9 protein-coding genes are annotated in these 13,023 nt (G+C 43.8%); 2 read left to right on the top strand and 7 right to left on the bottom strand.

The annotated features are described in order from the left end of the window. Positions 1 to 144: 144 nt before the first annotated feature. The 7 genes from BIV59_RS11050 to BIV59_RS11080 form a co-directional block, all read right to left on the bottom strand. Complete coding sequence (locus BIV59_RS11050) at positions 145 to 1,095, bottom strand: D-2-hydroxyacid dehydrogenase (protein ID WP_071351542.1); 951 nt, start codon at positions 1,093 to 1,095, stop codon at positions 145 to 147. Between the two features lie 247 nt (positions 1,096 to 1,342). Beyond that, positions 1,343 to 2,455: an aminopeptidase gene (locus BIV59_RS11055; RefSeq protein ID WP_071351543.1), complete on the bottom strand. Its 1,113-nt coding sequence runs from the start codon at positions 2,453 to 2,455 to the stop codon at positions 1,343 to 1,345. A 15-nt stretch (positions 2,456 to 2,470) separates the two neighbouring features. Beyond that, positions 2,471 to 2,941, bottom strand: coding sequence for a thioredoxin-dependent thiol peroxidase (gene bcp, locus BIV59_RS11060; protein WP_071351544.1), 471 nt, complete (start codon positions 2,939 to 2,941; stop codon positions 2,471 to 2,473). A gap of 65 nt (positions 2,942 to 3,006) precedes the next feature. Continuing rightward, complete coding sequence (locus BIV59_RS11065) at positions 3,007 to 3,423, bottom strand: ion channel (protein ID WP_071351545.1); 417 nt, start codon at positions 3,421 to 3,423, stop codon at positions 3,007 to 3,009. A 219-nt stretch (positions 3,424 to 3,642) separates the two neighbouring features. Then, positions 3,643 to 4,428 (bottom strand): ABC transporter permease, encoded by a 786-nt coding sequence (locus BIV59_RS11070; protein ID WP_071351546.1) that lies wholly within the window; start codon positions 4,426 to 4,428, stop codon positions 3,643 to 3,645. A gap of 5 nt (positions 4,429 to 4,433) precedes the next feature. Then, positions 4,434 to 5,225 (bottom strand): ABC transporter permease, encoded by a 792-nt coding sequence (locus BIV59_RS11075; protein ID WP_071351547.1) that lies wholly within the window; start codon positions 5,223 to 5,225, stop codon positions 4,434 to 4,436. A gap of 57 nt (positions 5,226 to 5,282) precedes the next feature. Further along, on the bottom strand, positions 5,283 to 6,290 hold the full coding sequence (locus tag BIV59_RS11080) for an ABC transporter ATP-binding protein (RefSeq protein WP_071351548.1): 1,008 nt from the start codon (positions 6,288 to 6,290) through the stop codon (positions 5,283 to 5,285). 252 nt (positions 6,291 to 6,542) lie between these two features. On the opposite strand from BIV59_RS11080, the gene BIV59_RS11085 reads away from it, so the two are divergent. Continuing rightward, positions 6,543 to 7,850, top strand: coding sequence for a glutamate-1-semialdehyde 2,1-aminomutase (locus BIV59_RS11085; RefSeq protein ID WP_071351549.1), 1,308 nt, complete (start codon positions 6,543 to 6,545; stop codon positions 7,848 to 7,850). Between the two features lie 396 nt (positions 7,851 to 8,246). Beyond that, the gene (locus tag BIV59_RS11090) at positions 8,247 to 12,722 is read left to right on the top strand and encodes a glutamate synthase-related protein (protein ID WP_071351550.1); all 4,476 of its coding nucleotides are present in this window, start codon (positions 8,247 to 8,249) and stop codon (positions 12,720 to 12,722) included. Positions 12,723 to 13,023 lie beyond the last annotated feature (301 nt).

Consider the following 13,023-nt stretch of genomic DNA (forward strand, 5'->3'; position numbering starts at 1 on the left):
GTCAATGATTCTGCAAGGGCTATACACTTAATTATATGAAAAAATATAAGCCTTTAGACTGCCAAGAGACATCTCCCTCACATAAAAATGAGGGATACGCCTTAGTATATTCCATTTCAGCCGAAACTTACATGTGCATGCTTATCAATAACCCTTTTTGGAATCAATTAAATTGATATACTTTTTTCCTTCTCCCATATATTCGTGGAGGTTTTTTTCAAAAATGTCAAAGGATCTTGGCAGGTATTTGTCTGATTTGCTTGATAGATGTGGTGTCACTGTCACATTGTCCATTCTCCAGAAGTCATGATCCTCCGGAAGAGGTTCGGTGTTAAAAACATCAAGAATGCTATGGGCGATTTCTTTATTTTTCATAGCCTCTAAAAGAATATTGTCTTCCACAAGGTCACCGCGGCCTATGTTGATAAAAACGGCCGTTTCCTTCATCTTTCTGAAGTGCTCTTTCCCAAGCATTCCCTTTGTTTCGGGAGTGCTAGGCAAAATAGCCGTTATATAATCAGCACGCGCGATCACATTTAATAAGTCACTGTTTTTATAGAGCTCATCAATATAAGCAGCCTGTTTGCCTCCCCTGTTGATTCCCAGGGTCTTCATATAAAATGCTTTAGCCAGTCTGGCAATTTCCCCGCCTATCGCTCCTGTGCCCATGATGAGTATCGTTTTGCCGCTAAGCTCGCCAGTCATAATTCTGCGTTCCCATAATGCTTTTTCTTCCTGTTCCAGCAATAGCTTATTCTTTTTTTCATATTGAAGCAGCATCCCTATTGTATACTCTGCCATCGGAATGCTATGTATCCCCCTTGCATTTGTCACCATGATGTTTTTCCGGGTAATCTCCTGAAAGGGCATTTTCTCAAGTCCTGCAGACATGACCATTATCCACTTCAGCTGTTTGGCCGCTTCTATATGTTTTTCTGTTAAATCCTCACCATAGGTTATGAGGATTTCCGCGCGCTTTAAGTGATCATCGTTCACAGGCAATTTTGTTTTATAGGTGAATTCCAGAGCTGGAAACTTTTGTTCCATCTCCATTATGACGGCATCGTCCGGAGTAATCGTTGAGAGTACAAGCATATGCAAATCCTCCAAAGGTTTTTCAATTATTTTATCATGTTAAAAATCTTCCCGGCTGATATCCGGCACAAGAATTTTCTGCATTTTCATTCACAGGCAGCAAACCGCACCTTTTTCCGGGCATAAAAAAACGCGGATACTAGATCCGCGAAACAATCTTTGAGGAGGTATTCCCATGATTTATACTATTCTAAAACAGCATATTGGAGTTGGACAGTAGCCCTTGTCTAATAAAATAGGCTTTACATTACCACTTCAAGCTTTCAGGATTCAGCCCTGCAAGCTGCGGCAGGACAAACATGCCGTCTTTCCTGACTAAGACATCATCGAAATATATTTCTCCCCCGCCATATTCTGGACGCTGGATGAGAACCATATCCCAATGAATTGATGACCGGTTGCCATTGTCAGCTTCTTCATAGGCCTCTCCGGGAGTAAAATGCAGACTTCCGCATATTTTTTCATCGAATAATATATCGCCTATCGGTTCCGTAATCAGCGGGTTGACTCCAAGTGCAAACTCTCCGATAAAGCGTGAACCGCTGTCTGTATCGAGGATTGCATGGAGTTTTTCCAGCTGATCCGCAGTGCAGTCAGTAATTTTACCTTCTTTAAATGTTAATGAAACTCCCCTGAAAACCGATCCCTGATATGGGCATGGAGTATTGAAGGTTATGGTTCCGTTGACACTTTCTTTAACAGGAGCTGTGAAGACTTCACCATCCGGTACATTATTGGAGCCTGCACAGATTACTGCAGGTATGTCTTTGATGGAAAAGGATAAATCTGTTCCAGGCGAGACAATACGGACCTTATCTGTTGCTTCCATTAATTCTTTAAGCGGCTGCATGGCTTGTTCCATTTTTTCATAATCAACCGTGCAGACGTCAAGCAGGTAGTCTTCAAACCGGCTCAAGCTCATGCCAGCTTTTTGGGCAAGGCCGACTGTAGGATAGTTCAGCAATACCCATTTCCGGTTGTTCACATAAAAAAACGTTGAAGGTTTCATGGCTTCTCCGCGAAGCCGGTGCTTTTCTGCAGGCACTTCAGAAAACTCGGCATCATTTTCTTCACCATACACAATGATGACCGCATCTGTATCTTCATATTTCTTCATCATCCATGAAGAAAATGTATCAAGCTGTTCCTTTTCATACCCCATTAATAAATGCCGGCTGATTTCATCATCCATTAAATCAACATACGGATAACCGCCCATTTTATAGGTTTCATCAATCAGTTCTTTTAGCAAAGGCTTGCTGTTAACATGGCCTCGGATAAGCACTTTTTGTTTTTTCTGCAATTTAATTGAATGCTTCAGCAGCATTTTCGCCAGCCTGTTTAATCTCTCATCCCTCATGCCGTTGCCCCCAAATTATGCCTCTGTTTTCCTAAGATACTCTAATGCTTCTTCTGTATGTCCCTTTACCTTCACTTTTCTCCACTCTTTAATTAAAATTCCTTGTTTATCAATTAAAAAAGTAGAGCGTTCGATGCCCATATATTCTTTGCCGAAGTTTTTCTTCAGCTTCCATACATCATACGCTTCCGCTGCCTCATGATGTTCATCTGCCAGCAGCAGGAAAGGCAGGCCGTGCTTTTCGATAAATTTCATATGACGGTCAACCGGATCCGGGCTAACCCCCAAAATGACTGCATCCAGCTCCTTGAATTGTTCATGCTGATCACGAAAATCACACGCTTCCGTGGTACAGCCGGGTGTCATATCCTTAGGATAGAAATACAAAATGATATGTTTGCCTGCAAAATCTGATAAAGAAATAACTTCTCCATTACTCGCATTCAATTTAAAATCCGGAGCTTTTTCACCGATTTTCACTGTCAATGCACTCCCTCCATTTCTTGCCTTTGGAGTAAGAGTACCCAATTTTCTCCCCAATTACAAATTTCTCACTTTCTCCTATTAATCTGCTCAAAATCAAAAACAGTCCGGATTACGAATGCAGCCGGCAGAGTGTATCCGATAAAGGCCTGAACAGCTGCGATTGTACGGCCAACCCCAATTGGCGCTACATCGCCGTAGCCAACAGAAAACATCGTCATTGCACTGAAATAAAAGGAGGTTTCCAGATGACTGATATAATCCCCCTCCACCCGGAAACCGTTGTCCAAAAAAACTGCATGGTTATCCAGCTCAAACAGTAAATAAATAAGTGCAAATCCTATTAATATGGTTCCATAAAGGTTGGTCACCCAAATCAGGCTTTCTATGGAAAATCTTTTCTCACTGCTTTGTTCTATAAATAAAGTGCGGAGGCTCATAAACATGCAGACCAGGATGGCTGCAATCAACAGATAAAAGGTCATGGATCCTCCTCACCTCCTAAAATATAATATTAGATATTCTATTACTACTCCCTGTTTCCATGTTATATGTAAAGAATTCTATTTCTCTTTTATACAGGCAGTACAGAAGGTAAGGATGATCGGCTATTATAAACATTGGAACCAAAAGCTTCCTACTTAACTTCGGAGGACTGAGATAGAAAAAACAGCCGCTTTCCCGATTGGAAAAGCGGCTGTTTTTTAATTTCCTGCACCTCTATATTTCTTCACACCCTGGTTCCATAGCAGAACAGAAAGAGTGAAGAAGACAATGCCGATTACAGGAGTGGCAAATGAGAACATGTACCATTCTTTTTTGCCCAGAAAATAGGCGGCAGGATAGACGCCTACAAAGGCAAAGGGCAATACCCATGTCAATACAAACCGGATGGCTTTATTGTAAATATCGACCGGATAGCGGCCGTAATTTCCGATATTATACATCATCGGCATAATCGATGTTTTGGCATCCGACCAGAAGCCAATGCTTGCAAGGGCAATAAAAATAGCGGCATATGCAAGGGCACCCCCGATGGCAAACAGGATAAACAGCACGGGGTCATACCAGTGAATGTCAAGATGCAGGGATGATCCCGCATAAAAAATAACAATCAGGCCTGTTATCAGCCCGAATAGCGATTCCAGTTCCATCCTTTCCAGAATGACCTGAAAAAGGCTGTGAATCGGCCTTGTCAGAATTCTGTCCATCTCTCCTTTGACTATATAACGGTCATTAAAATCCCATATATTAAAGAATGAAGAAAATAGAGCAAACGGAATAAGGAAGAAGCCATAGATAAAAATGATTTCATCGCGGTTCCAGCCGCTCAACAGCTGAGTATGGCCGAATACAACGAAGATGAAGATCAAATTGACCGCTTGATTCAGCAGATCAGAAAAAATCTCAACAAATAAATCAGCCCTGTACTGAAGCCTTGTTTTCATATACTGGCTTACATATTGAAAAAACATATTTACATAAAACACTTGCTTTAGCCTCCCTGAATGATGAGCTGTTTTTTAGCGGTAACCCAGAGAAGCTGGATTGGCACCATTAATATCAGCACCCAGATTAATTGCTGCAGCATCGCCTGCAGGATTTCCCCGGTACTGAAGCCATTTGTGAAAATCATGCTCGGGATATAGCTAATGCCCTGAAAAGGAAGGTATTTCATGATGTCCTGTGCCCACAACGGATAAAAGCTGATAGGAAGAAGCAATCCGGAAAATAAATCAATGATCACTCTTTTTGCCCTGATCAGCCCAGCGTTGTTGTAAAAGAAAAATGTTGTGATTCCTGTGAGCAGATTGATTTGTGTATTGATAATAAAGCTAAGGATAAGAGATAAAACAAAATAACCCCAAACTGCAGCATCATGCGGAAGTTTGATTGGAAAAATTAAAGCTACTACTATCATGCCGGGTATCGAGAAGAAGAAGAAACGGAAGATCCCCTCACCAAGCCCCTGCATCGTTTTCATGCCAAGATAGCTGTATGGCCTTATCAATTCAATGGCCACTTTTCCCTCTTTGATTTCCTGGGATATTTCCCTGTCGATATTATTGAAGTAAAAAGCGCGTGCCATCCAGGCAATGGCCACATATGTAGTCATTTGTGTGCTAGTCAATCCCTGCATCGACCCTTTTCCGCCATAAATGGCATTCCAAAGGAAATAGTATGCCCCGATGTTGATGCTGTAAATTAAAATCCCAGTGTAATAATCAGATCTATAAGCCAGCATCATTAAAAATCTGATGCGTATCATTTCTGTGTACTTTCCCACCGTACTGCTCCTTTCCCGCCTTTTCCTGGTTTTATTTTTGTAATAACTGACGAGAAATCATACGATGCCTTTATCATAAATATTCCGGACGATTTCTTCTATCGATGTTTCATGAATCTTGATGTCCTTAATTTTATAATGAGCAATGACTGCCGCGATCAACTGTGAAATATGATCCTTTTCTTCTTTAATAAATGCAATATATGTTTGATCTTTTTCGTCATATTCCCAGGAAGCATCAAAAGGAAGCGGCAATGACTGCAGCTCATTAAGAGATACTTGCTCCATGAATTGAAAATGTATTTCCTTGCCTTCAGCCCAGTTGTTTTTCAGGCTGTTTAAAGCGCCATCATAAATGATCTGGCCTTCATCAAGCATAATCACCCGATCGCATAGTGCTTCAATATCTGCAAGATCATGGGTGGTCAATAAAATGGTCGTATTGTACTTTTGGTTGATCTCCTTTAAAAATTCCCGGATCTTGAGCTTTACAAGTACGTCAAGCCCGATTGTCGGCTCGTCAAGGAACAAAAGCGGCGGATTATGGATCAGTGCAGCCGCTAGCTCACACCTCATACGCTGGCCGAGCGATAGCTTACGGACCGGTTTGTCAAGCAAGGGTTCCAGGTCAAGCGTCTTAATGATGTGTCCCATATGCTCTTCGTATTGCTGATCAGACACCTTGTAAACCTTTTTCAATAGGCGGAAGGATTCCTGCACAGCGATATCCCACCAAAGCTGTGAGCGCTGGCCGAATACGACGCCAATTGTTGGCGTGAAACTCTCTCTTTCTTTATGAGGATTCATTCCATTCACACGAATATGCCCCGAGGTTGGGGTTAGGATGCCTGTCAGCATTTTGATTGTCGTTGACTTTCCTGCCCCATTCTCTCCGATGTAAGCCACCATTTCCCCCTGTTTCACATTGAAATTAATATCGTTCACAGCAGGAACAACTTTATAATTTCTAGTAAGCAGGTCACGAAAGGCCCCTTTTAACCCCGAACGGCTGGAATACGCCTTAAACTCTTTTCTAAGATGCTCCACTTCAATTGCAAAACTCATAACATCATTTCCTCCAATAGTCATCTTGCCCTAATGAGATAGTTTATCCAAACCAGCCCGCTAAAACAACAAAAATGCCCAAACAATGGGGTCAGACCCCATTTCCCGAACCTCCCACCCGCTGCAGGATGTGTGATACAAAGGCTTTCCTGTATATGCTGATGGGGGTCAGACCCCATTTCCCAAACCACAATTCCGGGTGGTTTTGTGCTAGAATAGATTGTTGTAGTTTGGTTTAGAGGAGGATATGTGATGAAGTTTACGAATTCAGAGAGTTTACATAGGGAAGCGCAGGAGCATATTGTCGGGGGTGTGAATAGCCCTTCACGTTCTTATAAGGCTGTTGGAGGCGGTTCTCCGGTTGTGATGGAACGGGGACAGGGTGCTTATTTTTGGGATGTTGACGGCAATAAGTATATTGATTATTTAGCCGCTTATGGCCCGATCATTACCGGCCATGCCCACCCCCATATAACGGAAGCCATCAAAAAGGCTGCAGAATCAGGGGTTTTGTTCGGTACACCAACTCCCTATGAAGTGAAATTTGCAAAGATGCTGAAAGAAGCCATGCCATACATGGACAAAGTCCGTTTCGTCAATTCCGGAACAGAAGCAGTCATGACAACGATCCGTGTAGCACGGGCATACACAGGAAGAGATAAAATCATTAAATTCGCAGGAAGCTATCATGGCCACTCCGATCTTGTGCTTGTAGCAGCGGGGTCTGGGCCTTCTACTCTCGGCACGCCAGATTCAGCCGGCGTCCCGAAAAGCATTGCACAAGAGGTTATTACTGTTCCATTCAATGATATTGAACCATTTAAAGAAGCCCTTGAAAAATGGGGAGATCAAATTGCCGGTGTTCTGGTCGAACCGATTGTAGGAAATTTCGGCATTGTCGAACCTAATCCAGGTTTCTTGGAAGCTGTCCTGGAACATAGCCACAATGCAGGTGCACTTGTTATCTTTGACGAAGTCATTACGGCTTTCCGCTTTATGTACGGCGGAGCCCAGGATCTTCTCGGCGTGCAGCCTGATTTAACTGCTCTAGGGAAAATCATCGGCGGCGGCCTTCCGATTGGCGCTTACGGCGGAAAGAAAGAAATCATGGAGACAGTCGCTCCCCTTGGACCTGCATATCAAGCTGGTACAATGGCAGGAAACCCCGCATCCATGCTTTCAGGAATCGCCTGTTTAGAGGTACTGAAGCAGGAGGGCCTTTATGAGAAGCTTGACCATCTTGGCGCTATACTCGAAAAAGGGATTCTTGCAGCAGCAAAACGCTATCAGGTCCCGATTACCATCAACCGCCTGAAAGGTGCACTTACAATTTTCTTCACCAAAGAAAAAGTGGAAAATTATGTCCAAGCAGAAAACACAGACGGCGAAATGTTTGCCAAGTTCTTTAAACTGATGCTTCATCAGGGCATCAACCTTGCTCCATCAAAATATGAAGCCTGGTTTTTAACAACCGAGCATACCGAAGAAGATATAACTTATACTTTAAAAGCTGTTGAACATGCATTTAAAACACTTGGTTCTTCTTCAGGAAACGAATAATTATTCATAAAACATACAATCCTGCAAAGAATTCGGCTTTGCAGGATTTTTTACATCCGCAAAAGAAATCATTTGCATATATGCTGAACAGTTTATTTTCCTTCCTTCTTGTAAAAAAACCATATCCACTGCCCTGTATAAAAAATTGATTTATCCTCTCTTGTTTAGTATCATTATAATAATATTCAGAAAATTATCCACTTTCCTTAGAGGCTTTGTTTATGCACCGGAACTGAAAGCGCGCCGAAGATGCTCCGAAGGCCGCGGTGCCTGAAGCAGAAATAGCTGGCAAAGCTAACAGAGCCCCTTTAAAAATCCCCTTTCTTATTAGAGCATCATTATATAAAACCAGGAGGTGAAGGCAAAATAAGGCTCCCCCTTATAGACGCCGAACTCATGAATCAAAAGCAATGGAATCCAGGGTTATTTAAAGAGTTTTACCGCGAGGAGCATGATGCCTGCGGAATTGTAGCAAGCATTGAGAAAAAAAGAATCCCTGCAAGGGAAAACATTTTCACCTGCATAGATGCCTTAGTAAAAATGAATCACCGGGCCGGCTTCATTAATGGTGAAGGAGACGGAGTTGGCATCCACATCGATATCCCAAGAGCCCTTTGGAAAAAAAAGCTTGAATCAGCAAATGCTGACGGCAATCTTGCTGATGACCCAAGCTTTGCAGTCGGGCATCTTTTCCTGAGCAGAAAGGGAGATATTTCCTCCCTAATGAGTGAAGTAAAGGAAAAGCTTAACACTGCCGGTTTGAGGCTTGTATTTGAAACAGATAAAGCCTGCAATCCATCCGCACTTGGTCCGATTGCAATTCAGGAAAATCCGGTGTTCTGGCAATTTGCCTGCCTTTCTTCCTTTACAGAGCAAACAGAGATAACCCAATCTCTATTTGAACTTACACACGATATAGAAAAAAATGATTTTATACATGTAGCTTCCCTAAGCCAATATCATGCAGTTTATAAGGTGATGGGCGCTGGTGATATTCTCCCAAACTATTATCCTGACCTTGCTGATCCGCTGGCTGCCTCCACCATGACACTTGGCCACAACCGTTTTTCAACAAATACTTTATCAAGCTTTTTCAGGGTTCAGCCATTCAGCATCCTGGGCCATAACGGAGAAATCAATACCATTGCCAAGCTTCGTGAAGAAGCACAAATGATCGGCGTCCCGCTCGTGAAGGAGGGCAGTGACTCTCAGGATCTGAACAGGACCATTGAAACGCTGATCTGCAGGCATGGCTTTTCACTATTCGAAGCTATTGATATGCTCTTCCCTCCTATCATTAATGAAATAAAGGCCTATCCCGGGCATTTGCAAAACTTATATACCTATCTCAGGGAGGCTTGGGGACACTTTGCACAAGGGCCTGCGGGAATTATCTCCAGGTTTGGGGATGAAGCTGTATTTTCCGTTGACTCATTAGGCTTGCGGCCTTTATGGAATTTAGAAACAGAAACTTCATACCTATTTTCATCAGAGCCTGGAATTATACCTTCCTCTGAATATACCGGTGACCCGAAGCCCCTCGGACCTGGTGAAAAAATTGGCCTAAAATGGGAGGGAGATTCAATTGTACTCTTGGATTATACCTCCTATCAGACTGAAGTCTATGAACGCTTTTCCAGTCGGCTCATCCTTTCCAGTGACAGCATCCGCCTCAAGCCCCCGGTGTTTGCAAGGCCGGCAGAGAGCACCCAATCCGCCGGTATCCAAAATGGGCAATATAAGGCATTTGGCTGGGAAAGGGATCATGTGCAGCTGGTTGAGCAAATGGCGGAAAAAGGGGCAGAGCCTATCCGTTCATTAGGCCATGATGCACCATTGGCAGCTCTCAATCCCCAGAGGAAAAATATAGCTGATTTTATAAAAGAAAGCGTAGCTGTTGTAACAAACCCAGCCATTGACCGGGACAGGGAAACCGAGCATTTTTCTACACGCACGATCATAGGGAAACGTCCCGCTTTATTCAAGGCTGAAAAAGCAGAAAAAGTAATGGAGCTTCTGACACCTATTTTTATAGAAGGAAAAAGCGGAATTGAATGTTCCGATATCCTGGATCAGCCAAGCTATGACAATTTCATCAACTACCATCAGGAGCAAAAATCCTGCAGCAGCATTTCCGCTGTTTTTATGCGGGATGAATCCATACCGTCCGCATTATCCCGAATAGCCGATGAAGCAGTCTCTGCTGTTAAAGATGGAAAAACACTGATCATATTGGATGACGCAGATGCCCATCATGATGAATATCTGTGGCTTGATCCCCATCTGGCGGTCTCTGCTGTTGACCAGGCTCTACTGAGTTCAGGCCAAAGAAGAAATTGCTCATTATTGGTCAGGTCTGCAGCAATCCGTTCCCTGCATGATATTATTACCGCATACGGACTAGGTGCCGATGCGATCAGCCCTTATTACATGTTTTTGACACTGCCTGCAGAAACACCGGAACCTGCCGTTAATTTGTACAATGCCCTGACAAAAGGGCTTGAGAAAGTGATTTCCACTATAGGGATACATGAGCTTCGGGGATATGGCCGCCTATTTTCAAGCATAGGGCTGAATGATGAAGTCGGTCAGCATTTAAACATCGTGAACTTCTTCGGTTCTTCTGAACTGCAATATAATTTTGACAGCATGAAAGAAGACGCTCTGCAAAGGGCTCAGGATTATCATAGCACCGACGGGCGAATAGGAAAAACCTTCCACCTGTTCCCCCGGATCTGGAAATCGATTGGAGATGTTGCGTCTACAGGAGATTATGAAGCGTACCGGGAGAAAATATCTGAACAGGAAGAAGCGAATCCAACAGCAATCAGGCATTTAACCTCCCTGATTCCAGGGAAAGAACCCCTTTCCCCTGAAGAAGTCAGCATATCTATCGGTGAGCATAGCCTTCCGTTTGTCATTGCCTCCATGTCATTCGGATCGCAAAACGAAATTGCCTTCAGGGCGTACGCTGAAGCGGCTGACCGTTTGAAGATGATCAGTATGAATGGCGAAGGCGGGGAAATCAAAGATATGCTCGGCAAATATCCGAAATCCCGCGGCCAGCAGATTGCTTCCGGCCGTTTCGGGGTGAATGCTGAGCTGCTTAATTCATCCAACCTGCTGGAAATTAAAATCGGCCAGGGAGCCAAACCAGGTGAAGGCGGCCATCTTCCAGGCTCTAAGGTAACAGCCAAGATTGCCCAGGCACGTAATGCAACCATCGGCTCCGATCTTATATCACCATCAAATAATCATGATATTTATTCAATTGAAGACCTTGCGCAAATGATACACGAGCTTAAAACAGCGAATGATAATGCAAAAGTGGCGGTAAAGGTTCCAGTCGTCCCTAATATCGGGACGATAGCGGTCGGGATAGCCAAATCCGGCGCAGACATCATTACACTTTCCGGTTTTGACGGAGGAACAGGCGCTGCCCGTATCCATGCCCTTCAGCATGTAGGGCTTCCTGTTGAGATTGGCGTCAAGGCCGCCCATAATGCCCTTTTGGAAGCAGGAATCAGGCAGAATGTAGAAATCTGGGCTGACGGAGGCTTAAAAAGCTCGCTGGATGTATTGAAAGTCATGCTCCTTGGAGCGAATCGGGTTGGATTTGGCACCCTTTCGATGATTGCCGTTGGATGCACTACCTGCAGGGGCTGCCATTTAGATACATGCCATGTGGGTATTGCCACCCAGATAGAATCTGAAGCAGAAGCAAAAGAACATGGGCTGCGCCGCTTTGTGCCACGCAAATTTGACTTGGCTGTACAGGGGCTGACCAATATGTTTACTGCTTTTGGAAATGAACTTAAAGCACTTACTGCTTCTCTTGGAGCAAGAAGCCTGCAGGATATTGTCGGCAGATCTGATCTGCTTCTGCAGGTCAAGGGGAAGGAACTTCTTGATTTAACATATTTGCTGAAAACTCTCGAAATCAGCCAGTTTCCCAGCCTGGAAACAGCAGCCAGCCTAAATGAAGGCGCACTGCAGGCCGCTGTAGGAGCAGAATATCTGGACTCAGCGGTGGATGACCTCAATGAATCCAGAGCGTATGACAGAATCACCTCCGACCAGCGCGTGCTCGGAAGCAGGGTTTCCTGCCATCGTGTCAGGGGAAGATTGGATGGATCATATAAATCACTCCCTTCTGTACAGCTCATTTACAAAAATGGTTCCATACCAGGAAATGGACTTGGCGCTTATAACACAGAGGGAATTGAGATACAGGTCAGCGGAGGAGCACAGGATGGCATCGGCAAGACTGCCATCGGCGGGAACATATGGATTTTCAAATCCCGCGGCAAGGATGGAAACTTCTATAATGGCTCTGTTGGAAAAGGTTTCGGATATGGTGCACAGCACGGGCTTCTTGTTGCACAGGGAGATGCAGATGCCAGGGCAGGAATCAGGCTTTCTGGAGCAGATATGATCATTGGCGGGCAGTTAAAGCAGCCAATTGGAAAAACGGAAAGCGGAAATATCTCAGTACATGCTAATATAAAAGGATTTGCCTTTGAGTACATGACAAATGGCAGGGGCTTGGTTCTTGGAGATCCAGGACCATGGATTTGTGCAGGCATGACAGGTGGTGTCGTTTATCTAAGGCTGCAGCCGCAGTCCGGCTTTACGAAGGAAGCAGCCGAAAGAAGGATTGCAAAGGGTGCGAACGTCACGATACAAACACTCTCCACAAAAGGAATCCAGGACATTTCCGAGCTTTTGGGGGCGTATACAGCCATGCTTAAAGAACAGGACCAGGAAGAAGAAGCATTATCCCTTTCCCCCCTTCTGTCTAATCCGGCTGAGCATTTTATTATGGTTGTCCCAGTCAAACAGCAAGCCGATCCCTCTGTTTCAACAGAATGATGTAATTGCACAGCAATGTTGAATTTGCAAAGAAGCCGGCACTGGATCCAGGGCCGGCTTTCTTAACCTGCAAAACTGGCTACCCTCTTTGCATTTTGACCATAAACCTTCTTATTATTATAGGTTTTTATAAACAATTGTAAAAACTGGCTATTTACCCTTGAAACTTAACGTTAAACCCTGTATATTACATTATTGTTTACTTAAATATGTTTTAGTGTAAAGTATTTAAAAGGGAGTTTTTATTTATCCGGAATTACATCGCAAACATTATAAAAAATTATACTCATAGCTGGATTTT

It is taken from the genome of Bacillus sp. MUM 13 (assembly GCF_001866725.1).
GTDB lineage: Bacteria > Bacillota > Bacilli > Bacillales > DSM-1321 > Peribacillus.